This is a genomic window from Undibacterium sp. FT79W (assembly GCF_014284215.1).
Classification (GTDB): Bacteria; Pseudomonadota; Gammaproteobacteria; order Burkholderiales; family Burkholderiaceae_D; genus Undibacterium; species Undibacterium aquatile.
In genome coordinates this window covers 44907-71554 of sequence record NZ_JACOGB010000005.1, presented here as the reverse complement: position 1 = coordinate 71554, position 26648 = coordinate 44907, and the positions used below count along the sequence as shown (strand labels likewise).

The 26648-nt window shown below is 51.1% G+C and carries 24 protein-coding genes and 1 riboswitch; of the genes, 11 read left to right on the top strand and 13 right to left on the bottom strand.

Annotated elements, in window-relative coordinates:
• Positions 1–1761: an ABC transporter ATP-binding protein gene (locus H8K38_RS10015; RefSeq protein WP_255422904.1), complete on the top strand. Its 1761-nt coding sequence runs from the start codon at positions 1–3 to the stop codon at positions 1759–1761.
• A 6-nt stretch (positions 1762–1767) separates the two neighbouring features.
• Complete coding sequence (locus tag H8K38_RS10010) at positions 1768–4002, top strand: penicillin-binding protein 1A (RefSeq protein WP_186884692.1); 2235 nt, start codon at positions 1768–1770, stop codon at positions 4000–4002.
• Positions 4003–4157: 155 nt separating this feature from the next.
• Here H8K38_RS10010 and metC read toward each other — a convergent pair whose 3' ends face one another.
• A complete protein-coding gene (gene metC / locus H8K38_RS10005; protein ID WP_186884691.1) occupies positions 4158–5363 on the bottom strand; it encodes a cystathionine beta-lyase in 1206 nt (401 codons plus the stop codon).
• A 155-nt stretch (positions 5364–5518) separates the two neighbouring features.
• On the opposite strand from metC, the gene H8K38_RS10000 reads away from it, so the two are divergent.
• On the top strand, positions 5519–6001 hold the full coding sequence (locus tag H8K38_RS10000) for an Lrp/AsnC family transcriptional regulator (RefSeq protein WP_186884690.1): 483 nt from the start codon (positions 5519–5521) through the stop codon (positions 5999–6001).
• On the opposite strand, the gene H8K38_RS09995 is transcribed toward H8K38_RS10000, so the two are convergent.
• The 7 genes from H8K38_RS09995 to H8K38_RS09965 form a co-directional block, all read right to left on the bottom strand.
• The gene (locus H8K38_RS09995; protein WP_255422901.1) at positions 6002–6784 is read right to left on the bottom strand and encodes an MBL fold metallo-hydrolase; all 783 of its coding nucleotides are present in this window, start codon (positions 6782–6784) and stop codon (positions 6002–6004) included.
• Positions 6785–7032: 248 nt separating this feature from the next.
• Positions 7033–7860 (bottom strand): methylenetetrahydrofolate reductase [NAD(P)H], encoded by an 828-nt coding sequence (metF, locus tag H8K38_RS09990; protein WP_186884689.1) that lies wholly within the window; start codon positions 7858–7860, stop codon positions 7033–7035.
• On the bottom strand, positions 7857–8201 hold the full coding sequence (locus H8K38_RS09985; protein ID WP_186884688.1) for a phage holin family protein: 345 nt from the start codon (positions 8199–8201) through the stop codon (positions 7857–7859). The genes metF and H8K38_RS09985 overlap by 4 nt, the downstream gene beginning before the upstream one ends.
• A 68-nt stretch (positions 8202–8269) precedes the next feature.
• On the bottom strand, positions 8270–9697 hold the full coding sequence (gene ahcY / locus H8K38_RS09980) for an adenosylhomocysteinase (RefSeq protein ID WP_186884687.1): 1428 nt from the start codon (positions 9695–9697) through the stop codon (positions 8270–8272).
• A gap of 26 nt (positions 9698–9723) precedes the next feature.
• Positions 9724–9797, bottom strand: a riboswitch (S-adenosyl-L-homocysteine riboswitch).
• 385 nt (positions 9798–10182) lie between these two features.
• Positions 10183–10707, bottom strand: coding sequence for a GNAT family N-acetyltransferase (locus H8K38_RS09975; RefSeq protein WP_186884686.1), 525 nt, complete (start codon positions 10705–10707; stop codon positions 10183–10185).
• Positions 10708–10871: 164 nt separating this feature from the next.
• Positions 10872–11414 carry an adenine phosphoribosyltransferase gene (locus H8K38_RS09970; RefSeq protein WP_186884685.1) on the bottom strand — a complete coding sequence of 181 codons (543 nt, stop codon included), beginning with the start codon at positions 11412–11414 and terminating at the stop codon, positions 10872–10874.
• Positions 11415–11447: 33 nt separating this feature from the next.
• Positions 11448–13430: a monovalent cation:proton antiporter-2 (CPA2) family protein gene (locus H8K38_RS09965; RefSeq protein WP_370587085.1), complete on the bottom strand. Its 1983-nt coding sequence runs from the start codon at positions 13428–13430 to the stop codon at positions 11448–11450.
• Positions 13431–13554: 124 nt separating this feature from the next.
• Here H8K38_RS09965 and H8K38_RS09960 point away from each other — a divergent pair, with 124 nt between their 5' ends.
• From H8K38_RS09960 to H8K38_RS09925, 8 genes are all read left to right on the top strand, one after another.
• Entirely contained in the window at positions 13555–14595 is a 1041-nt protein-coding gene (locus H8K38_RS09960; protein WP_186884683.1) for a KpsF/GutQ family sugar-phosphate isomerase, read from the top strand.
• On the top strand, positions 14595–15119 hold the full coding sequence (locus tag H8K38_RS09955) for an HAD family hydrolase (protein ID WP_186884682.1): 525 nt from the start codon (positions 14595–14597) through the stop codon (positions 15117–15119). Before H8K38_RS09960 ends, H8K38_RS09955 begins: the two co-directional genes overlap by 1 nt.
• Positions 15116–15736, top strand: a complete 621-nt coding sequence (gene lptC / locus H8K38_RS09950; protein ID WP_186884681.1) for an LPS export ABC transporter periplasmic protein LptC — start codon at positions 15116–15118, stop codon at positions 15734–15736. The genes H8K38_RS09955 and lptC overlap by 4 nt, the downstream gene beginning before the upstream one ends.
• 58 nt (positions 15737–15794) lie before the next feature.
• A complete protein-coding gene (gene lptA, locus H8K38_RS09945) occupies positions 15795–16370 on the top strand; it encodes a lipopolysaccharide transport periplasmic protein LptA (RefSeq protein WP_186884680.1) in 576 nt (191 codons plus the stop codon).
• Between the two features lies 1 nt (position 16371).
• Positions 16372–17124 carry an LPS export ABC transporter ATP-binding protein gene (gene lptB / locus H8K38_RS09940; protein ID WP_186884679.1) on the top strand — a complete coding sequence of 251 codons (753 nt, stop codon included), beginning with the start codon at positions 16372–16374 and terminating at the stop codon, positions 17122–17124.
• 11 nt (positions 17125–17135) lie between these two features.
• A complete protein-coding gene (locus H8K38_RS09935) occupies positions 17136–18617 on the top strand; it encodes an RNA polymerase factor sigma-54 (RefSeq protein WP_186884678.1) in 1482 nt (493 codons plus the stop codon).
• Between the two features lie 109 nt (positions 18618–18726).
• On the top strand, positions 18727–19071 hold the full coding sequence (hpf, locus tag H8K38_RS09930; RefSeq protein WP_186884677.1) for a ribosome hibernation-promoting factor, HPF/YfiA family: 345 nt from the start codon (positions 18727–18729) through the stop codon (positions 19069–19071).
• 149 nt (positions 19072–19220) lie between these two features.
• Complete coding sequence (locus H8K38_RS09925; protein WP_186884676.1) at positions 19221–20315, top strand: enoyl-CoA hydratase/isomerase family protein; 1095 nt, start codon at positions 19221–19223, stop codon at positions 20313–20315.
• A gap of 352 nt (positions 20316–20667) precedes the next feature.
• Here H8K38_RS09925 and H8K38_RS09920 read toward each other — a convergent pair whose 3' ends face one another.
• The 5 genes from H8K38_RS09920 to H8K38_RS09900 form a co-directional block, all read right to left on the bottom strand.
• A complete protein-coding gene (locus tag H8K38_RS09920; RefSeq protein WP_186884675.1) occupies positions 20668–21396 on the bottom strand; it encodes an ABC transporter ATP-binding protein in 729 nt (242 codons plus the stop codon).
• 10 nt (positions 21397–21406) lie between these two features.
• Complete coding sequence (locus H8K38_RS09915) at positions 21407–23371, bottom strand: ATP-binding cassette domain-containing protein (RefSeq protein ID WP_186884674.1); 1965 nt, start codon at positions 23369–23371, stop codon at positions 21407–21409.
• Between the two features lie 9 nt (positions 23372–23380).
• Positions 23381–24271: a branched-chain amino acid ABC transporter permease gene (locus tag H8K38_RS09910; protein ID WP_186884673.1), complete on the bottom strand. Its 891-nt coding sequence runs from the start codon at positions 24269–24271 to the stop codon at positions 23381–23383.
• A gap of 170 nt (positions 24272–24441) precedes the next feature.
• Entirely contained in the window at positions 24442–25599 is a 1158-nt protein-coding gene (locus H8K38_RS09905) for an ABC transporter substrate-binding protein (RefSeq protein ID WP_186884672.1), read from the bottom strand.
• 310 nt (positions 25600–25909) lie between these two features.
• A complete protein-coding gene (locus H8K38_RS09900) occupies positions 25910–26614 on the bottom strand; it encodes a DUF4197 domain-containing protein (RefSeq protein WP_186884671.1) in 705 nt (234 codons plus the stop codon).
• Positions 26615–26648: the final 34 nt, after the last annotated feature.

Genomic DNA, 26648 nt, shown 5'->3' with positions numbered 1-26648 from the left:
ATGAGTACGACAGAAAATACCACTCCGAAATCTGAAAAAAAATTAGCCGTACAGTTATTGGTGCAAGCAGCCCAGCCGGAAAAAAAGCACGTGATCTGGGGCGTATTTTTTTTGCTGATTGCGGCGGGACTGGAAGCGCTCGGCCCTTTGCTAGGCAAAGCGTTTATCGACCGCTATCTGCTGCCACGCAGCATGGACTGGCCCGCTGTTATCGCCTTACTGGTGGCGTATGTCGTAACAGGCTGGGGTGCGACCTGGTTACGCTACATGCAGTTAACCCGGCTTGCAGGCGTTGCAATGCGCTCCGTGCGGCGCTTACGCGAACAGGTGTATGGGCATGTCCTGCGTTTGCCTATGGCCTTCTTCGATAAGGCGATTACCGGTCAGCTCGTCAGCCGCGTCACCAACGATACCGAGTCAGTCAAAAATCTGTATGTGCAGGTGCTGTTTGTGATGCTGGACAGTTCCATCGTTGTGCTCGGTGCACTGGTGGCAATGGCATGGCTGGACTGGCGGCTGATGCTGATCGTCATCACCTTAATTCCGGCTGTCGTGATTATTGTCTGGTTTTACCAGCGCTGGAGCGCTCCGGCGGTCAGCCGTGCACGCCAGTTACGCAGCGACATCAATGCGCAGGTTGCAGAGAGCATCAGCGGCATGAGCGCACTGCAGGCCAGCAATGCCGAACAACGTTTCGGCCAACGCTTTGCCAACACCAACCAATTGCATTACGTCGCCCGCCTTGATGAATTGCGCGCGAATGCGTGGTTACTGCGACCAGCACTGGATTTACTCAATTCCGTGCTGCTGGTGGTCGTGATTTACAGCTTTGGGCAACGCAGTTTTTCAGGTGTTGAAGTCGGGATTCTGTATGCGTTTGTCAGCTATATCGCACGTGTTGTTGATCCGCTGATTCAGATTACGCTGCAATTCGGACAAATTCAGCAAGCCGTCGTCTCAGCTGCGCGGGTCAATACCTTGTTACACGAACAGCAGGCAACGAACACCAGTACCGATGTACAAATGCTGTCAGGCGACGTGAACATCGAGCATCTGAGCTTTGCATACAGCGCCGGACATCCGGTATTGCAGGACGTAAATTTACACGTGCCGGCAGGGAGTTTTTTTGGTGTGGTCGGTCATACCGGCAGCGGAAAATCGACGCTGATGAGCTTGCTGCTGCGTTTTTATTCCGCGCAATCCGGCAGCATCAGAATTGACGGTCATGACATTGCCACTTTCTCAGATGAGCATTTCCGTGCCAGCGTCGGCCTCGTACCGCAAGAACCTTTTTTGCTTGCCGCCAGCGCGCGTGAAAATATTGCGATGGGACGCAGCATCAGCGAGGCTGACATCATCACGGCAGCGAAAGCAGCGCACGTGCATGAGTTTATTCTGCAACTGGAACAGGGCTATGACACGCCACTCGGCGAAGGTGGAGCCAGACTATCCACCGGGCAAAAACAACTGATCGCCATTGCCCGCGCGCTCGCCGGTCGGCCACGCATCCTGTTTCTGGACGAAGCGACCTCCCATATTGATAGCGAAACCGAACAGATCGTGCAGATTGCGCTGAACGAATTACGTGGCAAAGTCACCATCATCGCCATTGCGCATCGCCTTTCCACCATCAGGGATGCGGACAGCATCATCGTTCTGAATCACGGCAAAATCGCAGAACAAGGTCAGCATCAGGAATTAATGCAGATAGATCAGGGTATTTATCAAAAACTGTATCTACTGCAAACTTTAGAGGATTAAACCGACATGAAATGGATTGCTGCCATAGTGGCATCGCTGGGCATCATCGCTGCGGGCGTGCTGGCCTACGTGTTTCTGGTACTTGCACCAAACCTGCCGCCACTCGACGCGGTAACCGATTACCGTCCCAAGATACCGCTGCGTATCTACACAGCAGATAACGCGCTGATCGGTGAATTTGGCGAAGAACACCGCGAATTTGTACCAATCAAAGAGATTCCAGAAAAACTGAAAACAGCCTTGCTGTCGACCGAGGATGCACGCTTTTACGAACATAGCGGAATCGACTTTATCGGTGCCGGTCGCGCCGTGCTGGCAGATTTGCGCGGTGGTTTTCATCAAGGCGCCTCGACCATCACGATGCAGGTCGCCAGAAATTTTTTCCTGTCACAGGAAAAAACCGTGAATCGCAAGCTCAAAGAATTACTACTCACCACCCGTATCGAAGCCGCACTCAGTAAAGACCAGATTCTGGAGTTGTACATGAACCAGATTTATCTGGGTCAGCGTACCCATGGCTTTGCCGGTGCGGCGCGTACTTATTTCAATAAATCGCTGAATGAACTGAGTCTGGCGGAAGCCGCAATGCTGGTCGGGATACCAAAAAATCCGGTGCGGCATAATCCGGTCAGCAATTTCCAAAAGGCCAAGCAAAGGCAGGAAGTGGTGCTCAAACTCATGCTCAATCGTGGCGTGATTACCGAAGCGCAATACGATCAGGCCATACATGAAAGAATCACCGTCACCGGCAAACAAATTTATGACACTCATGCCGACTATGTTGCTGAAATGGTGCGCCAGAAAATCGTCGACGAATACAAAGAACAAGCCTACACCAGTGGTATCAAAGTCTATACCACGCTGCTGAAAGCTGATCAGGAAGCTGCTTATGAAGCAGTGCGTAACAACGTCATGGCATACGACCAGCGTCACGGCTATCGCGGCCCCGAAGCCTTTATTCAGTTACCTGCTGATGAAGATGAACGTGACGATGCAATTGATGAGGTGCTGCGAAAACATCCCTCCAGCGATAAATTACAGGCAGCGGTCGTAACCGAAGTCAGCAGCAAAATCATCAAGGCGGAACTAGCCAACGGTGACACCGCAGTGGTTGATGGCGACGGCTTAAAATTTGCTGCAAACGCCTTACAAGCGAAAGCGAAATCCAGTCTCAAAATCGTTCCGGGCGCGGTGATCCGCGTGATACAGGATACGAAGAAACGCTGGAGCATCAGCCAGTTACCTGAAGTCGAAGGTGCCTACGTTGCCCTGAATGCTGAGACCGGTGCTTACCGTGCACTGATAGGCGGATTCGATTTCAATCGCAAAAAATTCAACCATGTCACCAGCGCCTGGCGTCAGCCTGGTTCCAGCATCAAACCCTTCATTTATTCTGCTGCGCTGGAAAAAGGCTTTTCTCCGGCAACGCTGATCAATGATGTACAACTCTCCGCCACAACAGGCACCCTGCTGCGCTGGGACCCACGCAATGATGATGGCAAATATGATGGCCCTATCAGCATGCGTACGGCGTTGGCACAATCGAAAAACGTCGTCTCTGTGCGCATACTCAAAGCCATCGGTGTCGATGCTGCACATAACTGGTTGCCGCGTTTTGGCTTTAACAAAGAAAAGCATCCGGATGATCTGACCATGGCGCTCGGCACTGGGGCAGTCACACCTGCGCAACTAGCGGCAGGGTATGCCGTATTTGCGAATGGTGGTTATCAGATCACGCCGTGGCTGATCAGCAAGGTCGTTGATGCCAAAGGCAAGGTGCTGAGTGAAAATAAAGTACCGGCGATTGCCCAAGAAGATGCTCGTGTGATTGATGGCAGGAATGCCTTTGTGATGCATAGCCTGTTAAGTGAAGTCACCCGCAGCGGTACCGGCGCCTCAGCAAGCGCGCGCTTAGGGCGCCATGATCTGGCCGGTAAAACAGGGACGACCAGCGATGCGGTTGACGGCTGGTTTGCAGGTTACGCAGCGAATGTCGTCGCGGTTGCATGGATGGGCTATGACGATCCTAAATCCTTAGGCGGCAGAGAATTTGGCTCCACGCTCGCCTTACCTATCTGGATAGACAGCATGCGTGCGAGTCTTGCTGGTAAAGCCGAGAGCCAGAGAAGCGCACCGGACGGCGTCAGCAATGCCGAAGGCGACTGGATGTACATGGAATTTCTGAATGGCGGCGGCGTAAAAACATTGGATATGGATGAGGCAGTCAGCCCACCACCATAACTCACCACCCAAAAAAAACCCGCAGAAAAATCTGCGGGTGAATATCCTGACCTTTGGAGGTAAAGCAGTAGGACGCTGGCATCTTAAACAACGCGAATGACACGTTGATGACAACACCGGCGAACGCCACGAACTGCATTCACTGGATTAAAAATTTATGCTGCTCTGGCGATAGTACCTGGTTCTCGTAATGCAAAAAATCCAGCGTCCAGATCGGCAATTAAATCCTCCACTGCTTCCAGTCCGATATGCAAACGTATCATCGGTGCGCTCCATTTTTCTGCATTAATCGTCCGGTATCCGGCTGGGCGGGTCGGCAGAATCAGGCTTTCATATCCGCCCCAGCTGAAACCTATTCCAAACAAACGCGTACGGTCAATCAATGCAGCGACCTGCGCTTCAGTCACGTTGGAATGAAAGACCGCGCCCATCAATCCACATGCATATTCGGCGCGGAAATCGCGCTTCCACAACGCGTGCCCTGCAGCGCCTTCCAGCGGTGGATATAAAACCTCTGCCACTTCAGGCTGCGCCTGCAGCCACTTCGCAACAACCTGCGCACTTTCGCGATGCACTGCCAGACGCGCAGCCATGGTACGCAAACCACGCAATGCCAGCGCCGCATCATCACCGCCGACAGACATGCCCAATTGCTTATACGTATTGCGAATACGCAGATGCAAGGCTTCATTCGTCAAGATCGCACCCATCAACGCGTCAGAGTGACCGACGATGTACTTGGTCGCTGCATGCAGTGAAACATCCACACCCAGCGCAAAGGAATCCCAGCCTATCGGTGTAGCCCATGTGCTGTCAGAAACCACCACCGCACCAGCCGCATGTGCAACAGCCGCAATCGCAGGTACGTCCTGCACTTCAAACGTCAGCGAACCCGGAGACTCAACAAAAACCACTTTGGTGGTCGGCTGCATCAACGCAGCAATACCCGCTCCAATCAGCGGGTCGTAATATGTCGTGCTGACACCGATCTGTTTCAACAAACCATCACAGAACTGGCGCGTAGGATCGTAAGCCGTATCGACCATCAACAGATGATCGCCCGGTTTCAGCAAAGCCAGCAAGGTCGTTGTAATCGCCGACAAACCCGACGAGGTCAACATGCAGGCAGCAGCACCCTCTGCTGCGCACAATGCCTGCTCCAGCGCCAGTGTGGTTTCGGTTGCATGACGCGCATACGAGCGGCGGGTGCCATTAGCTTCCTGCAAAGCCGCACAATCGGGAAACAACATCGTCGAGGCGCGAACCACAGGCGGGTTGACGGGGCCATGATGCTCTTTTCCTTTGCGTCCGGCATGGGTCAGGCGTGTTGCCGTTTGCAATTCAGATGAGTGTTGCTGCATGGCGTTCTCCAGAGACAGAATATTTCAGGTATCGCGTTCAGGTGACTGTAGGCGATGGTATAACCGTCATCGTAACAATCATCGGGCGGAAATTTTTACTCATTTTTTTATGCATATATGCTATTTTTAGAAAAATTTACTAAAAATAACTGATTATGGATAAAAAAGATCTTGAAATACTGAATTTCTTGCAGAAAGATGCCTCGATTGCGCTGGCAGATCTGGCGCAGGCAGTGCATCTTTCCGTCACACCTTGCTGGCGGCGGGTGCAAAAACTGCAGGAAGATGGCGTCATCCGCAGTCAGGTTGCTTTGTGCGATCCGGGCAAACTGAACCTCGGTTTAACCGTGATGGTGGCGCTCAAGGCGGCACAGCATAACGAGAAATGGATGCAGAAGTTTATTGCGGGTGTCAAAGACATCAGCGAGATTGTTGAGATACTGCGCATGAGCGGCGACATCGACTATCTGTTGAAGGTCCATGTGCCGGATATGGCAGGCTTTGATCTGGTCTATAAAAAACTGGTGAAAGTCGCCGACTTACAGGACGTCAGCTCCAGTTTTGTGATGGAAGTGATTAAGAGTACTACCGCATTGCCTCTCGACTATGCGGTAGTGAAACCGCTGAAAACTGGCTGATCAGCCACGGAAGCGGTAATTTTCCTGCGTGAAAAGGTCAATGCCGCACTGCAGATTTTCTATCCAGTCGAGGAACGCGTGTATCGCTTCTTTACCGACAAAATAACGGCCGTGCTGCGGCACCATCATTTCAATGTCCATTTGCCGTACCATGTTTGCCCACAGGCGACAGACCTTGTTTGACACCATGTAACGCTTATGGAAACCACTCATGGTGTGCAGCTCCTCGAGGAAATCTGCTTTGGTTCTCATCGGTTTCTCGATATCGCTCGCATCCACCATCGACGCGCCCATATCACCGGAAAACAGGATTTTTGATTTCGAGTCGTAAAACTGGAAATTGCCTTCCGCATGCAGAAAATGCGCAGGTATTGCATGGATCGTGGTGTCACGCATAGGCACAGGCATACCCTCATCCGGAATACCGATAATGCGGCCGTCAGCGCGGTTCAGATTACAGAAATGCGGTACAAAACGTGACCAGAGTTTAGACACATACAAATTACATTCGGTACTGAACAGCCACTTATCGAGTGAACCGATAATGTCAGGATCCTGATGCGAAGCAAACATATACTTCAACTGCTGCTTGGGTACGTATTTGTGCATCGCCAGTACCAGCGAATTGTATGTCAGATGGCCGGACGGATCTATCAAAGCGCCTTCACCATCGGAAACGACAAGGAACTGGTTGGCCTGAACGGCATGATCCCCGGCATCTTTCACCAGATCGTTAAACATCACGCAGATGTGTTTGCCGTCATTGTAAAGTTCAATAGCCAATTTTGCTCCCGGTGGCAAGGTTATTTAAATATGAAAAATTAAATATAACGAATTATTGTAGTGCAGAAAAAGGCCTGTATTCTTGACTTGAATCAAAATAAATATTTTCTTACAGACAAGAATTTGTGCTTAAAAACGGAGAATGAGTTCAGCCGCCTGACAAACCGCTCCTTTTTCACAAGCAAAAAAAAGCGTGCTGACATTGCCATCAGCACGCTTTTGAAAAAATGGACGATTACAAGGGACGATTACACCAGGCGTTGCCAGATTGCCGTTGTTGCGGCGGCCTGATTCAATGAATAGAAATGCAGCCCGGGTGCGCCGCCTGCCAGCAAACGTTCGCACATAGATGACACCACGTCGAGTCCAAAGGCTTTGATCGACGCTGTGTCGTCGCCAAAACTCGCGAGCTTCAGGCGTACCCAGCGCGGGATCTCTGCACCGCACATTTCAGAGAAACGCAACAACTGACTGCTGTTGGTAATCGGCATAATGCCAGCCACGATAGGTGCGGTCACACCAGCCTTCTGTGCTTCATCAACAAAGCGGAAATAAGCGTCCGCATTGTAAAAATATTGCGTGATGGCGGCATTGGCTCCGGCGTTCATCTTACGGACAAAATTTTGTAAATCGTCTTGCGGTGAACGCGCCTGCGGATGCATTTCCGGATAAGCAGCTACTTCGATATGAAACCAGTTACCAGTTTCGGCACGGATAAATTCAACCAGATCACTGGCGTGACGGAATTCGCCGCCCATGCCATAGCCACTCGGCAAATCACCACGCAACGCCACCAACCGGCGGATATCGTTGGCCTGATATTGCTGCAGAATGTCGCGTATCGATTCACGGCTGCCGCCGACACAAGACAAATGCGGCGCGGCGTCGTAGCCTTCTTTACGAATGTCCAGAACCGTATCCAGCGTTCCCTGCTGCGTCGTGCCACCGGCACCAAATGTCACGGAAAAATATTTAGGCTGCAACTCAGCCAGTTTTGCTCTGGTTGCACGTAATTTCTCCGTGCCTTCCGCCGTCTTTGGCGGGAAAAATTCTATGCTGAAATTATGCGTCTTCATCGTTGTTGGAAGAGTAAAGTCGACAGTGTCCAGGAGATCACGCTGTACAACAAAGCACCGCCGACTGCGGCCCAGAATCCTGCGACATGAAAGCCATCAACCACGTTCGCCACAGCCCAGAACAACAAGCCGTTGATGACAAAAATAAACAAGCCCATTGTCAGCATCGTTACCGGCAAGGTCAGCACCAGTAACACCGGGCGCAAGATAGTATTCACCAATCCCAACACCAGCGCCACCAGCAAAGCTGTGCCGAAACTATCGATGGCAACAGAATGCATCAGATAAGGAATGGCGAGCAAGGCAAGGGCATTGACCAACCAGATAGCAAGCAGACGCATACGGACTCCTGTTTTAATGGACAAGAAAAACTCCCCGCTGGCAATGCCAGACGAGGAGTCAGTGATGATTAATAGCGGTAGTGTTCAGGCTTGTACGGGCCTTCTTTTTTCACACCGATATATGCAGCCTGCTCATCGGTCAGTTCGCTCAGTTGCGCATTGAGTTTTTTCAATTGCAAACGGGCGACTTTTTCATCCAGATGCTTAGGCAAGGTGTAAACGCCAACCGGGTATTGATCGTTGTTGAGGAACAATTCAATTTGCGCAATCGTCTGATTCGCAAAGGAAGAACTCATCACATACGAAGGATGGCCGGTACCGCAACCCAGATTCACCAGACGGCCTTCTGCCAGCAGAATGATGCGTTTGCCGTCAGGGAAAATCACGTGATCCACTTGCGGTTTGATGTTATCCCAGGTGTATTGCTTGAGCGACGCGACATCAATTTCATTGTCGAAGTGACCGATGTTGCAAACGATCGCCTGATCTTTCATCTTCAGCATATGTGCATGGTTGATGACGTGGTAATTACCGGTAGTCGTCACGAAAATATCGCCATGTTCTGCGGCGTATTCCATCGTCACCACGCGGAAACCTTCCATCGCTGCCTGCAATGCACAGATAGGATCGATTTCAGTCACCCAAACCTGAGCAGACAATGCACGCATCGCTTGTGCGCAACCTTTGCCGACATCACCGTAACCAACGATGACGGCGACCTTACCGGCGATCATCACGTCAGTCGCACGCTTGATACCATCCACCAGCGACTCGCGGCAGCCATACAGGTTATCGAACTTGGATTTCGTCACGGAATCATTGACGTTAATCGCAGGGAAAGCGAGTTTGCCTTCTTTATGCATCTGGTACAGACGATGCACACCCGTCGTCGTTTCTTCGGTCACGCCTTTGATAGCGGCCAGACGTTTGGAATACCAGTCTGGTTCTGTTTTCAGATGCGATTTGATTGCATTGAACAGGCAGATTTCTTCTTCTGAACCTGGATTATCCAATACGGAAATATCTTTCTCCGCACGGGTACCAAGATGCAGCAACAAAGTTGCATCGCCGCCATCGTCCAGAATCATGTTGGAATAACCACCGTCAGTCCATTCAAAGATACGGTGCGTGAATTCCCAGTATTCATCGAGGTTTTCGCCTTTGAATGCGAATACCGGCGTGCCGCCTGCAGCGATCGCCGCCGCTGCGTGATCTTGTGTCGAGTATATATTGCAGGAAGCCCAGCGTACCTGTGCACCGAGAGCATTCAGGGTTTCGATCAAGACGGCCGTCTGAATTGTCATATGCAACGAACCGGTGATGCGTGCGCCTTTCAAAGGCTGGCTGGCGGCGAATTCCTCACGGATTGCCATCAGGCCTGGCATTTCGGTTTCAGCGATCTGGATCTCTTTGCGACCCCAGTCTGCCAGACTGATGTCGGCAATGAGAAAATCCTGGGATGTATTCGATGGTGCGGAAGTTACAGTGGCGTTCATCACGCCCTCCTTTCTGATTGAAAAAAGTAACGTGAGCGCAGTTGTGTGGATTCCAAGCCTGGCAAGATAGCAAGATCTTGTCGCAGCGCTCCTTGGAAGACCTGAAGTATAACGCAGATGCCTGTCGTTGGGCGATGTAAAAAACTTCGGCGCAATACGTCGGCTTGCCCATCTTGTGCGGATGAAACTGGTCGCAAGACGAAACCCGGTAACGAAAAATCAGCCGCTCATCCCTGTTTTCCCAGCGCCAGCCGATACCATTTTACGCCGGAAAATTTCTGTCAAAATCTGATTTTGATGGGAGTATATTCAAAAACCACGCTATTCTCACAATAAAACAAAGGGGGTTTTTATATACTCCCCCCAGTATATTTTAACGTCTAAACGGTCGCTGACAGAAAAAAGCAGGTCAGCATACGCAGGGCAGCGCAGAACAACGCCGTGTTGGCGTTTGCAAAAACATACGCTACCAGCGTCGTCCGCTTTTACCCGCGTAACAATTGTTTATACATAATGCTGGTGCTGTCTAGCGTTCCCGCATCCGACATGGCATAAGCGGGAATCGTCCCCGCCAACTGAAAACCCAGCGACAAATACAAAGGTTCTGCAGCATCGCCGGTTCGGGTATCGAGCACGATCAGACTGCGTTGTTCCGCGCGGCAAACATCTTCCGCCCACTGCATTAAGCTGCGCGCAATACCGCGCCGCCGTGCGTCCGGTAACACCATCAGTTTGGCGATTTCCGCACGATGCTGGCCGTTTTGCGGCATATCCAGCACAAGCTGCACGGTGCCCAGCACCCGGCCATCGTCATCAAGCGCCAGCGCCATGCGGCGTTCGCCAGACTGTACGGACTGATGGACATTTGCCCAGAAAGCCGCCGCTTTATCATCGCTGAGCGGCGCGATAAAACCGATGCTGGCACCAGCAGCAACACATTGCTGCAACAACAGATTCAACTGCGCCGCATACGTCGGCAGCGTAGCGCCCTGCACTTCCAAAACAGGCATACTTTATCTCTCACAATTTCGGCATAAAAAAAGCTGATAGCAATCAGCGTATCAGCTTTTTTCAGGGCCAGACGAACCCGTCCGTTCTTCTTTTCATTCTTTTTTACGCTGTCATGACGCCATCAATTCAGCACGGCGTTCAGCAGCGAATTAATTTGCCGATATCAATGTCCGTCAAAATTACACACGGTGAACAGTGGCAAGCCACTTTCTTTAATCAGCTTAGAGCCACCCAGTTCAGGCAGATCAACAATCACCGCGCCTTCAACTACAATTGCACCGAGACGCTCCAGCAATTTTTTACCGGCCATCATGGTGCCGCCAGTCGCAATCAGATCGTCGATCAGCACGACACGCTCACCTTTTTTGCAGGCATCGGCATGCAGCTCGACGGTTGCGCTGCCGTATTCCAGCTCATATTCTTCCGACACGGTATGAAACGGCAATTTACCTTTTTTTCGGATAGGCACGAAGCCCAGATTCAATTCATACGCCAGCACCGAACCGATGATGAAGCCGCGCGCATCCAGACCGGCGATCACATCAATCTTCTGATCCATGTAGCGATGCACAAACATGTCGATTAAAACGCGAAACACCTTAGGATTTTGCAACAAAGGGGTGATGTCGCGGAACATCACGCCTTCTTGCGGCCAGTTTGGCACGGTGCGGATATGTTCTTTAATGTACTCGGATGGATTTATCATCGCCGGATGACCTTCAATTTTTAAAATAACCCGCTATTTTAGCAGTCGCTGCTCTGCTCTTGCGACTGCTTCTGATGTTCCGCGCACGACGATCACATCGCCTACCTGTAAAACGATTGTTTCGGCATGCTCCAGACGCTGGCGGCCACGGCGCACCACATGCACATCCGCCCCAGTTTCCATCAGGCGTATCTCTTGCAGGGATTTACCTGTTGCCGTTGCCCGCTCATTCAAAACGATCGTATGCAAACGGATCTGCATCGCTTCCGGGCTATCGGACGCATCGCTGGCGCCACGGAAAAATCCCCGCAGCGATTCATAACGCTCATCACGTGCCGCCTGCACCCGATGTACAACGCGCCGTAAAGGCACGCCGAGAATCACCAGCGCATGCGATGCCAGCATCAGGCTGCCTTCCATTAATTCAGGCACCACCTCGGTGGCGCCGGCGGACCTGAGTTTATCCAGATCTGCATCATCGTGGCTGCGTACGATCACCGGCAAAGCAGGATTGAGTTCATTCACGAAATGCAGAATTTTCAACGCCGAGGCAGTGCTGGTATACGTCACGACCAGCGCGGCCGCGCGATTAATACCAGCCGCCGTCAGACTTTCGCGGCGCGCCGCATCGCCATACGAAACATTTGCGCCCGCCATCTGTGCTTCCTGCACGCGATCCGGGTCAAGATCCAGCGCGTGATACGTGATCCCCTCCTCTTCCAGCAGACGCGCCAGACTTTGCCCACTGCGCCCGAAACCGGCGATGATCACGTGCTTTTTCGCATTCATCGTGCGGGCGGCAATTTGTGTCAGGGCGAGTGATTGCATCATCCATTCGTTGGCGGAAAACTTCATGACGATGATGTCTGATTTCGCCAGAATAAACGGCGATACCAGCATCGATAACACCATCGAGGCCAGTATTACCTGCAGCAATTGCGGGGGGATCAGATGCAGATCACCGGCCTGGTTTAGTAAAACAAAACCAAACTCACCAGCCTGTGCCAACGCCAGACCGGTGCGCAAAGAAATACTGGTCGAATTGCCAAACAATTTCGCCAGGCCGGCGATCAACAACAGCTTGATGACCATCGGCAAAATAAATAGCAACAACACTAACCACAGATGTTCAACCACCAGCCGCCAATTCAGCAGCATGCCCACGGTGATAAAAAACAGCCCCAGCAACACATCGCGGAAAGGCTTGATATCTTCCTCCACCTGAACACGGTATTCGGTTTCTGAAATCAGCATCCCCGCCACAAATGCCCCCAGTGCCATTGAGAGGCCAGCCTTGTCAGTCAGCCAAGCAGCCCCCAGCGTAATCAGCAAAAGATTGAGCATAAATAACTCTTGCGAACGCTGTTTCACCACCACACGAAACCAGGCGCGTATCACCTTTTGCCCGACGACCAGTAACAAAATCAAGACCAGAATCGCCTTCGCACTTGCCCAGGCGAGGTTTTGCAGCAGATCAGAAGAATGTGAAGCCAGCGCCGGAATCAGGATCAGCAGCGGCACCACCGCCAGATCCTGAAACAACAGGATGCTGATAATCTGCCGCCCGTGCAGGCTTTCTAACTCCAGCCGTTCCGTCAGCATTTTGGAGACAATTGCTGTCGATGACATTGCCAGCGCACCACCAAGCGCAAAAGCGGCTTCCCAGCCGATCTGAAAATACTGCGGCAACCAGATGCTGGCTAAGCGCGCCGCCATCAGGCTAACCGCAATCGTCACGAATACCTGCGCCATCCCTAAGCCGAATACTGCCTTGCGCATCGTCATCAGCTTGGGCAAAGAGAATTCCAGCCCGATAGAAAACATCAGAAACACCACGCCAAACTCGGCAAGTTCGTGTGTGACCGCGCCATCGTCGGCAAACCCGAGGCCGAACGGACCGATCAGCACGCCGACCACGAGATAACCCAGAATCGGCGGCAATTGCCACAGACGAAAAACAACAACCCCGAGAACCGCGGCAGCTAACAGAGACAGAGTAGTATCAAGGGCGTTCATAAAGGACATTATTGCCGATTTATGCCTATGCTTCCGTCATATCTCGTTAACAATATCGACTGAATATGCATTTCGTTACGTCTGGCAGAGTTTTTGCTTATAGGATTTCGTTTATACTTCAGGCATGAATGATCTGAACGCAACCCCATTGAACGAGACGACTGCAGACGATGCGTCCTCGATCGCCGCGCAACGCGCGGTGCAACTGGCATCCACGACCCTGCAAATCGAAGCAGATGCGCTGATTGCCTTACAAAACAGGCTTAATTCTGAAGACGCTGCGAGTTTTGCCGTTGCAGTAAAGATGCTGCTTTCATGCAACGGTCGTGTGGTCGTTTCCGGCATCGGTAAATCCGGCCATATCGCCCGCAAGATTTCAGCCACCTTCGCCTCCACCGGCACTCCGTCGTTTTTTATCCACCCGGCAGAAGCGGCGCACGGTGATCTGGGCATGGTGACCAAACATGATGTGTTCATTGCGATTTCCTATTCTGGTGAAGCGGCGGAATTAATCTCTATTTTGCCTATCATCAAACGCCTTGGCGTCAAACTGATTTCACTGACAGGCAATCCGCAATCGAGTCTGGCGAAACTGGCCGATGTCCATCTGAATCTGCACGTCGATAAAGAAGCCTGCCCGCTGAATCTGGCGCCGACCGCCAGCACCACGGTGACACTCGCTTTAGGCGATGCGCTGGCCGTCGCAGTATTGGATGCGCGCGGCTTTCGCGAAGAAGATTTCGCACGTTCCCACCCGGGTGGCGCGCTGGGACGCCGTTTGCTGACCTATGTCAAAGATGTGATGCGCACCGGTGAGGCGGTGCCATGTGTAACACCCGAAACCCGGCTGACCACGGCATTGCTGGAAATAACCAAAAAAGGCATGGCGATGACGGCAGTCATTGATGCCGAACGAAAAATTATCGGCGTTTTCACCGATGGTGATTTACGCCGCCTGATGGAAGATGTGCGCGATTTCACGCAAATTCAAATTGCTGACGTGATGCACAAAAATCCACGCAGCATACGCGCCGATCAATTGGCCGTCGAAGCCGTCGACATCATGGAAACCTATCGCATCAACCAATTGCTGGTGACAGATGAGCACGACAGATTAGTCGGCGCCCTGCATATTCACGATCTGACCCGCGCCAAGGTGATTTAATGTCCGACGCAAGCACAAGAGCCGCAAAAATCAGACTGATGATCTTTGATGTCGACGGTATTCTGACCGATGGCAGCCTGCACTTCGGTGCGGACGGAGAAGCACTGAAAACATTCAATGTGCTCGATGGGCAAGGCATACGCCTGCTGCAAAACGCGGGCATTGCCACTGCCATCATCAGCGCCCGGCAATCACCGATCGTTGCGCGGCGCGCCGCTGACCTGGGGATCACCCATGTACGCCAGGGCATCCATGACAAAAAAACGGCGTTTCTGCAACTGCTGCATGAACTCAGCATACCCGCAGACGAATGCGGCTTCATTGGTGACGACGTGATCGATCTGCCGGTTCTGACCCGCGTCGGTTTCGCGGCCAGCGTTCCAAACGGACACGCCGAAGTCCGCCAGCGCGTGCATCATGTGACGACCGCCAGCGGCGGCAAAGGCGCGGCGCGGGAAGTCTGCGACTTCATTTTACGTGCGCAAAACAAGTACGACAGCGTTCTGGCAGAATACCTCGCATGAAGGCACAAATCACTATCGACCGTGCACGCATCTGGATGGCAATCGCTGCTGTCGGTGTCGTTGCACTTGGCAGTTTCTGGCTATATGACACGGTACGTCGTCAGGGTGCTGATGACTACAACCGGGCATCGGCACGTCTGGAACCGGATTATTACGTAGAGAATTTCAATTTCATCAAACTCTCGAATAACGGTAAAGCGAATTATCATGTCACCGGAAAAAATCTGATTCATTTACCGCGTACAGATCAATACGATATCAAAGAGCCGCGTATCAGCAGTTTTGATGCGCAGCGCACGCCGATTACGATCAATGCCGGACGCGCGGTTGTGGAACAGAAATCTGAGGTGCTGACACCCAAACGCACAGAAGACGTGGTGCATCTTTATGATCAGGTCACAGTCGAAAGACCGCAGGGCATCAATTCCAGTTTCATGCGGGTGGAAACTGAATATCTGCAATTACTGCCCGATGCCGACATCGTGAAGACCGATCAACGCATTAAGCTGATTACGGATAATGGCGAAACTCTTGCCACCGGCATGATGGCTAACAATACGAATCAGGAATTACGCCTGCTCAGTAAAGTACATGCGCGCCTGTCAAAACATAAATAAAGACATGCACAAAGATATTTATTCACTTCATCAACATCAACAAGTCAGAGAGTAAAACATGCGCCCCGAAAAAAAATCAGTTTATCTGGTACTGAACTCATGGACGTTAGCCCTTGTGACTTTGCTGTCAGCGTCCGGCGTTCATGCTGAAAAAGCAGACAGTCTCAAAGAAATGACGATAGAAGCAGATCAGTTTTTAAATAATGGTAAAACCAATGTCAGTACATTTTCAGGCGATGTCGTGGTAGTACGCGGCACGCTGAAAGTCAAAGCAGAAAAAGCCGTCGTGACAAAAAGTGCGGATGAATTCCAGCACGTGGTACTGACCGCCAAACCCGGTGCCAAAATCAGCTTTCGCCAAAAACGCGATGGCGGTCCGGATCTGTGGGTCGAAGGCGAATCAGAAAAAGCCGAATACGATGAAAAAACTGAGTTTGTAAAATTTCTGTCCAAAGCGCAGATTCGCTATCTTGATGGAAGCAAAGTCACTCAGCAGCAAGAAGGTGAATTCCTCTCTTACGACAGTAAAAACGATGTCTTTGTTGGCGTCAATTCCAGCTCAGGTCAGTCAGTTTCAGGTGGCGGTCGCATCAAAACCACGATACAACCAAGAACTGAAAAACAGGCAAATTAAGATGGCATCAAAAGACAGTACGCTGACCGTGAAAGGTCTGCAAAAACGCTATGGCGCGCGACAAGTGGTGCGTGATGTCTCGCTGTTGGTGAGAAGCGGTGAAGTCGTCGGTTTGTTGGGGCCGAACGGTGCAGGTAAAACCACCTCTTTTTACATGATCGTCGGACTCGTGCCTTCGGATTCCGGTGAGATCAATATCGACGATACGAACGTTTCTGATTTACCGATACATCAGCGCGCCGTACTCGGTCTGTCGTATCTGCCGCAGGAAGCGTCGGTGTTTCGCAAGTTGACGGTGGAAGAAAATATCCGCGCCGTGCTCGAACTGCAAAGAGACAAAGAAGGAAAATTTTTGTCTGAGAAAAAAATCCGGCAACGTCTGGATAGTTTGCTGACCGATCTGCAGATAGAAAAAATCCGTGACAGTCAGGCGCTTGCGTTATCGGGCGGTGAACGGCGCCGGGTTGAGATTGCGCGTGCACTCGCGACGAACCCGCGCTTTGTTCTGCTCGATGAACCTTTTGCCGGTGTTGATCCTATCGCCGTCATTGAGATTCAACGGATTGTCCGCTTCCTCAAAGAACGCGGCATCGGCGTGTTAATCACAGATCATAATGTGCGCGAGACACTCGGCATTTGCGACCACGCCTACATCATCAATCAAGGCTCGGTATTAGCCAGCGGCAAACCCGACGATATCATTCAGAATGAGTCCGTGCGACGCGTCTATCTCGGAGAACATTTCCGGATGTAACGGGACGCATTATGAAACAAAGCCTGCAACTACGTACTTCTCAGCATCTTGCACTGACGCCTCAACTGCAGCAATCAATACGGCTGTTGCAACTGTCAACGCTGGAACTGCATCAGGAGCTGGAAACACTGCTGATAGAAAATCCTATGCTGGAGCGTGTCGACGATCCTATGGACAATGCGGTTCGCTTACTGGCGGACGGTGCGATCAATAACACAAGTACGACACCGGATGCAGGCATGGAAAGCGCCGCTCAGGCTGACAACAATACGCCGCAAGAAGCGACAGCCGACGCCGATGTACCAGTCAACGACAGCGTCAGCGCTAACGAGGAAGAATGGAGTTTTAACGACGCGCCTTCCGGTGCATCTAACAGTGACGAGGATGAAGGACGTCCGCAACTGGAAGCGGCGCACATCAGCTTACGCGAATACTTGCTCGAACAGATGCGTCTGACGCTCAGGGAACCGCGTGATCGCGCGTTGCTGGAACTGATCATCGACACCCTGGATGACAACGGCTATCTGACAGAAAGTCTGGAAGAAATTCATGCCGGTCTGCCGATAGAGTTGTTGATTGAAGAAGATGAATTATCGTTTGCGCTGAAGATGCTGCAGAGTTTCGATCCGCCCGGTGTCGGTGCCAGAAATTTATCAGAATGTCTGGCGCTACAGGTCAGGCGTCTGCCAAAAATTCCTTTTGTCACCCGTCGTCTTGCACTGGCCGTGGTAGAGACTCAGCTGACTTTATTTGCACAGCGAGACTTCACTAAATTAAAAAAAATATTCGGCTGCGACGACGAAGATTTACGCGAAGCACAAGCAGTCATACGACAGTGTGAACCACGTCCCGGCATCACATTTGCCACCAGCAGTTCCGACTATGCAGTGCCTGATGTGATCGTCAAAAAAAGTGGTAATGGCTGGCAAGTTTTACTGAATCAGGATGTGATGCCGAAACTGCGCGTCAGTAGTATGTACGCCAATATCATGCGGCAAAACCGTGGCGAAGCAGGACTGGGAACGCAGTTACAGGAAGCACGCTGGCTGATCAAAAATATGCGTCAGCGTTTCGATACTATTTTGCGTGTATCGCAAGCGATAGTTGAAAGACAACGTAACTTTTTTACGCATGGTGCAGTCGCGATGCGCCCCCTTGTTTTGCGCGAAATAGCTGATACACTAGGTCTACACGAGAGCACTATTTCTCGTGTGACGACCCAGAAATACATGCTGACCCCGCATGGTATGTTTGAGTTGAAATATTTTTTCGGCAGCCATGTCGCGACGGAAACAGGGGGTGAAGCATCTTCCACAGCGATACGTGCACTCATCAAGCAGTTGATAGGAGCAGAAGACCAGAAAAGCCCACTCTCTGATAGCAAAATTGCAGACATGCTGGGCGAACAGGGCATGGTAATAGCCCGACGGACCGTTGCCAAATACCGTGAAGCCCTGAAAATTCCGCCAGTGAGTTTGCGTAAATCTTTGTAAGACGTCCTTGTAATCACGGTTTGAATTGCTATATATGATTTAGCTCAACGCAGTAAAAACGAAATGAGCTTATCGTTAATAGCAAGTAATATCACTATAGGAGCACAGTATGAATCTCACCATCAGTGGACATCACGTCGAAGTCACTCCTGCCATTCGTGAATATGTACATACCAAGCTGGAACGCATCCGGCGCCACTTTGATCAGGTCATTGACATTACCGTCACGCTGACCGTCGACAAACTGAGCGAAAAAGAGAAACGGCACAAAGCCGACATTGACCTGCATATCAGCGGTAAAGATATTCATGTTGAAAGTCTGGCGCATGATTTGTACGCAGCCATTGACACACTGATTGATAAACTGGATCGTCAGGTGATAAAACATAAAGATAAAGTCCAGGGTCACGATCGCGATGCGATCAAACATATCCCCGATCCTGCATCGGCATAATCGCCAACCCCGCGCTTAACGGGACTCCAAAACAAGGACGCCAACAGCGTCCTTTTTTGTTATCTGTTTTTTGTTATTTTTGTCGTACTGACGATGTGCAAACAGGAATAAAATGAATGCCCTGTCACGACTATGTTAATGGTATCTACATGAGCGAATACGTAATCACTTCCGTTAAAAATCAGATCGGCTACATCACTCTCGACCGCCCCAAAGCATTGAACTCCTTATCACTGGAGATGGTGCGCGCACTCACCGCCACTTTATTGGCATGGCGAGACGATACAACGATCCGTGCAGTATTCATTCACAGCAGTAGTGAAAAAGCATTTTGTGCCGGTGGCGACATCCGTTTTTTTTATGATGTCGGCACAGCCACACCGAGCGGTGACAGCGCCCTGCTTGAAGATTTTTTTACCGAAGAATATGCGTTAAATCATTTGATACATTTTTACCCCAAACCCTACATCGCGCTGATGAATGGTGTGGTGATGGGTGGCGGTATGGGCATTGCGCAAGCAGGTGAAAATTGCCGTCTGCGCATCGTTACCGAGCGTACAAAAATGGCGATGCCGGAAGTGAACATCGGCTTATTTCCTGATGTCGGCGGCAGTTATTTCCTGTCGCGAACACCGGGTGAAATCGGTACTTATCTCGGTCTGACTGGCGACATCATCGCCGCCACAGATGCCTTGTATGCAGGCCTCGCCGACGTCTATATTCCGACGTCCGAGTTACCGGCATTACTGTCCATGCTGGAGACCAGCAACGCGCAGGATATCCGCCTGGCGATACGTGAATTTGCTGCGCCATTTGCGTCGCAGGCCGATCCGGCCAGCAGCAAACTCGCTACGCAGAGCGCCTTGATCGATCAGTTTTTCAGCGGCAACAACGTGCTAACCATCGCAGAAAAATTAAGCAACAACAGCGATGCATTTGCCCAGCAGACACTGGTCACGATGGAGAAGCGCTCGCCTTTACTGATGTGCGTCACTCTCGAACAACTGCGGCGCGGTGCACGTCAGAATGTGGCTGACTGTCTGCGCATGGAACGCACCATGGTGCGTCATTGTTTCAAGCACGGAGAAGTGCTGGAAGGTGTGCGAGCCTTAGTGGTCGATAAAGACAATATGCCGCAATGGTCGCCCGCGCATCTGCGCGATGTGAGTCAGGAACAGATCACACAGTTCTTTACCGAAGTGTGGCCGGCACACGCACATCCGCTGCGCCATTTGCAGGGTTAATAGCGGACAGGTTTCTAAGCAACTTCACTGACAGATTTACTGACAGATTCGCCAGCACATTTTTTCCGGCATCAGCACAGCAGCGCGCATCACGCAATAAAGTGATGGGCGCTTTTTCATGGAACGCTGCTTAAAAAATGTGGCTGTATTTCTATCGCATCCGTGTTTCAGTATCAGATCACGACAAATCCTGCAACGAAGTATCAGGAAATTCCATTCTGAGCATCAAATATACTCCCCCCAGTATATGTAAACCACCCTTATTTTCTGCTGACAATAGGCCGATTTTATAAAAAAAGAGGGGGAGTATGTGAACTCCCCCTCTTTCAATTTCATTTTTGACTTACTTCATTTAATGATGTGAGCCGCCACCCAGATACGCCGCTTTCACTGCCGGATCATTTTGCAATTTATCGGCTGGACCATGCACCGAGATGCGGCCATTTTCCAAGACGTAGCCGTAATCAGCGACGGCAAGTGCGGCGGCAGCAAACTGTTCAACCAGCAACATGGTGCGGCCTTCCTGCTTGAGTCGCTGGATGATGCGAAACACTTCATCCACCAGTATCGGCGCCAGCCCCATCGAGGGTTCGTCCAGCAAAATCACTTCCGGATTCAGCATGACGGCGCGCGCCATCGCCAGCATTTGCTGCTCACCACCAGATAAAGTACCGGCCAGTTGGTGACGGCGTTCACGCAGGCGCGGGAATAATTCCATCGCTTTTTGCAGATCGCTCTCGATATCGCCACGCGGGCGCGAACGGGTAAAACGCGGAAACGCGCCTAGCAGTAAATTATCTGTTACCGACATCGTGGCAAACACACGCCGACCTTCCGGTGAATGTGCAAGGCCAGCGCGCGCGATCTTATGCGAATCCAAGCCGGTCACATCTTTACCATGCAAAGTAACGGTGCCTTGTTTCGGTTTCAGCATGCCGGAAATCGCGCGCATGGTCGTGGTTTTACCGGCGCCATTCGAGCCTATCAGCGTCACCACTTTGCCCTTAGGCACGTCCAGCGAAATACCATGCAAGACTTCCACCTTGCCGTAAGCCGCGTGTAAATTTGAAATACTTAACATACTGATCTCCTCAGGCGGTGGCGGTCGATGGGGCAGCAGACCCCAGGTCATCACTGACGCTGCCACCGAGATACGCTTCAATTACTTTCGGGTCTGCCTGCACTTCGGCTGGCTTGCCTTCAGAAATTTTCTGACCAAAATCGAGCACGGTCACGGTATCGCAAATCGACATCACCACGTCCATGTGATGTTCAATCAGAATGATGGTGATATCGTGCTCGCGGATTTTACGAATGATCGCGATGAGGTCTTTGATGTCCGGTGCGGTGAGACCAGCCGCAGGCTCATCCAGTAACAGCAACTGTGGATTCAGACCCAGTGCGCGACCAATTTCCAGCAAGCGTTGTTTGCCGTAAGGCAGATTCCGCGCTTCTTCATTCGCCAGATCAGCCAGACCAACAAAGTTGAGAATACTCGCCGCCCGTGCACGCGCTTCGCGCTCTTCACGCAGATAACGCGGGCTGTGTATCATCACGTCAAACACATTGCTGCGGAAAGTATTGTGCAAACCGACCAGCACGTTTTCTGTTGCGGTCATTTCACCGAACAGTTGCACATTCTGGAAAGTCCGCGCAACGCCGCCCAGCGCGATTTCTGAAGGCGTGGTGCCGGAGATCACTTTGCCACCGAACTCGACCACGCCATCGGTAGGTTTATAGATACCGGTCAGCACGTTCATCATGGTGCTCTTACCGGAACCATTCGGTCCTATCAGGCCATGTACCGTGCCTTTGGCGATTTGCAAATCCACCTGATTCAGCGCTTTCAAGCCGCCGAATTGCATCAGCAACTGGCGTGCGCTTAACAACACGCCGACACGTTCGCCGTTAGCTTTGACAATCGCCAGATCTTCACCACCACTCAGCTCACCGGCTTTTGCCAATAAGTGGCGCGGGCCTTTACCTAACAAGGAATTGACGAAACCAACGATACCATCCTGCAGGTAATACACGACGAACAGCGTCATCAGACCGAACACCGTCAGGCGCCAGTCGGTGATATTTTCCAGCTTGTACGAAAAAATCGCCATACCGACAACCGCAGCCACCGGCACCAGCAATTCCTTCGCTGTTTTACGGCCCTTCGCAATCGTGAAGGCAGCGCCAGCAAGTCCAATCACCGCAGCAACGGTCGCGATCTTGCGGAACAGCTCAATGTCTGCCAGCAACGACGGCAGCATCACCACAATAAACGCCCCCAGCAAAGAACCGATACGCGATTTGCGGCCACCCATGATCACCGCGAGTAAGAACATGATCGTCAGTTCAAAGTTATACGTATTCGGCGAAATGTACTCTTCGGAATACGCATACAGACTCCCCGCCAGACCAGCCAGCGCTGCACTGATAATGAACGCATACACTTTATAGCGATAGACGGAAACGCCCATGCAATCAGACGCGATCGGGCTGTCACGCAAAGCCTGAAAAGCACGGCCGAGATGCGAGCGCAAAATGCGATGCACCACGATCATCGCCACAACCATCATGCCGGCGACCAGATAGAAATTGCCGACTTCACCCAGTTTTTGACCAAACAGAATTGGCTTCGCAACCTTGATCCCCATCGGGCCTTCAGTCAGGAATGTCATTTCGTTGATCAGAATCTGAATAATGGTGCCGAATGCCAGTGTCACCATCGCCAGATAAGGGCCGGTGACGCGCAGCGCAGGCAAGGCCAGCAAGGCTCCAAAAATAGCGGTCACACCGATACTGGCGGGGAGCGCCACCAAAATCGGCATACCCAGCTTGAAATACAGCACGCCTGTGGTGTACGAGCCGATTCCGAACAGACCTGCATGTCCGAGCGACACCTGGCCGGTGTAACCGACAACGATGTCCAGACCGAACAATAAAATCGCGTAAATTAAAATCGTTTCGGCGAGATGTATGTAGTACGGGTTATGTACTATCATCGGAAACAGTATCAGGGCAATAATGCCGAGAATTGAAAAAGCTAAGGTTTTCTTGTTCATGTTTATTCCTTATACCTTTTTGATCGCTGCTTTGCCGAACAGACCAGCAGGTTTAAATGCCAGAACCAGCAACAGCAATACCAGGCCAGGTACTTCTTTGTAACCTGTCGAGATATAAAAACCTGTGAGCGTTTCCGCCACACCTAAAATCAGGCCACCGACAATTGCACCGACACCGGAAGTCAGACCGCCGATAATCGCCACCGCAAATGCCTTCAGCCCCAGTGCAGAACCCATCGTTGCACCAGTCAGCGTCAACGGTGCCACCAGCACGCCCGCAAACGCCGCTGTGGCCGACGATAAGGCATAAGAGAAGGTGATCACGAGGCTGGTGTTAATCCCCATCAGGCCAGCCGCATCGCGGTCATTCGAGGTGGCCACCACGGCTTTACCATAAATCGATTTGCGGTTGAATAATTCCACCGCCAGCATAATCGCCAGCGCGCCAACGACGACGACGATTTGCATCGCCTGCACATTCGCGCCGAAAATTTGAAACGGTGCCGCAGACAATGGTGATGGGAAAGTCAGATCGTCTTTACCCCAGATATTTTCAGCGACATTTTTAAAGATAATCGCGAGCGCAATCGTGGACATAATCCAGCCAAACTCTGATTTGATTTTGATCGCCGGACGCACACCTATCCATTCAACGAACATCCCTTGCAAGCCACCGAAGACGATAACGATAGGAATCATCAGCCAGTAATTCATGTAAGGGCCACCGTGAATATTACCGACCACACTGAGGCCAACCAGCGCGCCCAGCATCAATGATTCGCCCTGACCGAAATTCAGGGTGCCGGAAGTGGCGAAGGTCAGTTGATATCCAAATGCGATGACCGCGTAGATCATGCCAAGAGCGATACCACTGAACACTAACTGTAATAAAATTTCCATTTTCATTTACCTAATGGAGAGCACGACACAAGGCGCACATAACACCTACAGACATGGCTGAGCCAGTCAATGCAAGCGATGTGGTCTTGATGATGCAGTACAGAGAAACGAGTCAGATCTTGCCTGAATTGCCGCAGACCTGACTCTGATGACAGCTAAAAAACGACGTTTTATTTAGCCAGAACGATGTGACCGCCTTTGGCTTCACCCATTACTGGAATACCAGTTTTGATCGCTTCGTGATCGTCGTGGGTAAATGGTTTGTTGTAAGTCGTTACAACACCATCGACTTTTTCAGTCAGATTTTCGAGCGCTTCACGAACTTTCACGCCGTCAGTAGTACCAGCCTGTTTGATCGCTGCAGCAAGCACGTAGATAGAGTCGTAGCCTTGTGCTGCCGAGACTGGTGAAGGAATACGCTCAACTTTGTAAGCCTTCTGATAGGCATCGATGAAGGACTTGCGTTTCGGTGTTGTCGCGTCTTGAATGAAGGTCTGTGGCATACGTGCGCCATCGCCATTTTTGCCAGCGTTATCAAGGAAGTTACCCATCGATAATGTCCAGCTGCCTATCATCGGTACTTTCCAGCCAAGCTTTTCCATCCCATTGGCGATCTGCGCCAATTCAGGGCCGATACCGTAAGTCAGAATCGCTTGTGCGCCGCCTTGTTTGGCTTTCAGCAATTGCGCCGTCATATCCACATCTTTGATGTTGAATTTTTCTACCGCAACTGGCTTGATGCCTTTTGCTGCCAGCGCTTTTTCCAGATCTTCGCGGCCTAATTGTCCGTAGTTGGTGGAGTCAGCAAGAATCGCCACTTTGGTAAATTTATGCTTGCCGATCGCTTCTTCCACAATCATTGCGGATTGAATCGTATCACTGGCAGCAATACGGAAAATGTAGTTATCTTTGTGTTCTGGCGCAACGAACTGCTTGGTGATTGCAGTACCGGTAGCGATGTTATTCATGACCGGAATTTTAGCTTCCTGATAGAAGCGCTGTGAAGCCAGAGCCACGCCGGTGTTTGCGTAGCCGACGGTAGCGACCACTTTTTCTTTATTGATCAGCTCTTGAGCAACTTGGACGCCACGCTCATTTTTTGCTTCATCATCACGTTCAACGAGTTGGAACTGACGACCAAGTACACCGCCTTTTGCATTGATTTCAGCAACAGCAATTTTGACGCCATCGCGCATCGAAACGCCCATAGGTGCAGAGCCGCCAGTCAGCGGGCCGGAAACGCCGATCTTGATCGGTTCGGCAGCAATACCTGCTACGGACCAGCTTACGAGTGCAGATGCAATAACAGCTTTCATTTTGTATGACATGTCGGTCTCCAGATTATTTGTATGAATTTGAATATTTGCTTTTCGACGTACTACCCATACAAATTACCAGAAAATTCTTTTTGCATTGCAACAAAAGCTACTTAAGTAAAACTACGCAAGCTATTTTCCGTCAACGCTCGTCATTCGTAATCCCGTTGAAGACCTCATGTTTTCTGGGTTTCCGCAGAGAAAACAATTTTTCATCAAATCTGTTTCATCAAAAGGCGAAATTTTTTTCACCAATTCTGATCAGAATTGATTTTTGTCAAGAGCGCAAAAAGAGACAATCAACATGCAGCACTGCGGTCGCTTATTTCAGTAAGCTGAAAACCTGGCTGATCGCTTTGCTGCCTGAACCAAGCGGATCTTTGCGTATCGCCTTTTCTTCTTCCGCAATCATGAGATACAGACCATCTAATGCTCGCTGCGTCACATAGCCTTCCACCGTTGACTCTTGTGCCGGGACCACGCCGAATTTCTGCGCTTGTCCCATCATATTGTTGTACTTAGAGGATAAGCCTGCCTTATCCGTTACATTCTTCACCAGAGGCAAAAATTTGACCGCTAACGGTGCCGCTGTTTTCTCTTTGAAAAAATCGGTGACCGATGTCTCGCCGCCAGTCAGAATATTTTTTGCGTCAGTCAGTGTCATTGATTTGACCGCGTTGATTAACAGCGGCTTCGCCAAAGGCACGGCTGATTCAGCAGCACGGTTCATTGACAACACAAGCTCATCGAGCTGCTGCGACTTTCCGGTCATTTTCAATATTGGCCGCGCTTTTTCCAGCACCGATGGCAGCGGTATTCTGACCTTATCATTATTCAAAAAACCGTTTTCCACGCCAAGTTTGGCGACCGCGGCCACACTGCCTTTGTCCAGCGCCGCTTTCAAGCCAGTGCTGGCATCTTTATTACTTAAATCACTGAAAGAAATCGCGTGGACGGACATCGCTATCGTCGTCAGCGAAACAGCCAGCAGTAAGCGTCTTTTAGATAAGGAATAATCAGAAAACATAAGGAACTCCACAATAAATTTGATACAGCAGCAG

Bases quoted from the DNA above. Each gene is read 5' to 3' on its own strand.
- H8K38_RS10015 (WP_255422904.1), top strand. From the start codon at position 1: ATGAGTACGACAGAAAATACCACTCCGAAATCTGAAAAAAAATTAGCC.
- H8K38_RS10010 (WP_186884692.1), top strand. From the start codon at position 1,768: ATGAAATGGATTGCTGCCATAGTGGCATCGCTGGGCATCATCGCTGCG.
- metC (WP_186884691.1), bottom strand. From the start codon at position 5,363: ATGCAGCAACACTCATCTGAATTGCAAACGGCAACACGCCTGACCCAT.
- H8K38_RS10000 (WP_186884690.1), top strand. From the start codon at position 5,519: ATGGATAAAAAAGATCTTGAAATACTGAATTTCTTGCAGAAAGATGCC.
- metF (WP_186884689.1), bottom strand. From the start codon at position 7,860: ATGAAGACGCATAATTTCAGCATAGAATTTTTCCCGCCAAAGACGGCG.
- H8K38_RS09985 (WP_186884688.1), bottom strand. From the start codon at position 8,201: ATGCGTCTGCTTGCTATCTGGTTGGTCAATGCCCTTGCCTTGCTCGCC.
- ahcY (WP_186884687.1), bottom strand. From the start codon at position 9,697: ATGAACGCCACTGTAACTTCCGCACCATCGAATACATCCCAGGATTTT.
- H8K38_RS09975 (WP_186884686.1), bottom strand. From the start codon at position 10,707: ATGCCTGTTTTGGAAGTGCAGGGCGCTACGCTGCCGACGTATGCGGCG.
- H8K38_RS09970 (WP_186884685.1), bottom strand. From the start codon at position 11,414: ATGATAAATCCATCCGAGTACATTAAAGAACATATCCGCACCGTGCCA.
- H8K38_RS09965 (WP_370587085.1), bottom strand. From the start codon at position 13,430: ATGAACGCCCTTGATACTACTCTGTCTCTGTTAGCTGCCGCGGTTCTC.
- H8K38_RS09960 (WP_186884683.1), top strand. From the start codon at position 13,555: ATGAATGATCTGAACGCAACCCCATTGAACGAGACGACTGCAGACGAT.
- H8K38_RS09955 (WP_186884682.1), top strand. From the start codon at position 14,595: ATGTCCGACGCAAGCACAAGAGCCGCAAAAATCAGACTGATGATCTTT.
- lptC (WP_186884681.1), top strand. From the start codon at position 15,116: ATGAAGGCACAAATCACTATCGACCGTGCACGCATCTGGATGGCAATC.
- lptA (WP_186884680.1), top strand. From the start codon at position 15,795: ATGCGCCCCGAAAAAAAATCAGTTTATCTGGTACTGAACTCATGGACG.
- lptB (WP_186884679.1), top strand. From the start codon at position 16,372: ATGGCATCAAAAGACAGTACGCTGACCGTGAAAGGTCTGCAAAAACGC.
- H8K38_RS09935 (WP_186884678.1), top strand. From the start codon at position 17,136: ATGAAACAAAGCCTGCAACTACGTACTTCTCAGCATCTTGCACTGACG.
- hpf (WP_186884677.1), top strand. From the start codon at position 18,727: ATGAATCTCACCATCAGTGGACATCACGTCGAAGTCACTCCTGCCATT.
- H8K38_RS09925 (WP_186884676.1), top strand. From the start codon at position 19,221: ATGAGCGAATACGTAATCACTTCCGTTAAAAATCAGATCGGCTACATC.
- H8K38_RS09920 (WP_186884675.1), bottom strand. From the start codon at position 21,396: ATGTTAAGTATTTCAAATTTACACGCGGCTTACGGCAAGGTGGAAGTC.
- H8K38_RS09915 (WP_186884674.1), bottom strand. From the start codon at position 23,371: ATGAACAAGAAAACCTTAGCTTTTTCAATTCTCGGCATTATTGCCCTG.
- H8K38_RS09910 (WP_186884673.1), bottom strand. From the start codon at position 24,271: ATGGAAATTTTATTACAGTTAGTGTTCAGTGGTATCGCTCTTGGCATG.
- H8K38_RS09905 (WP_186884672.1), bottom strand. From the start codon at position 25,599: ATGTCATACAAAATGAAAGCTGTTATTGCATCTGCACTCGTAAGCTGG.
- H8K38_RS09900 (WP_186884671.1), bottom strand. From the start codon at position 26,614: ATGTTTTCTGATTATTCCTTATCTAAAAGACGCTTACTGCTGGCTGTT.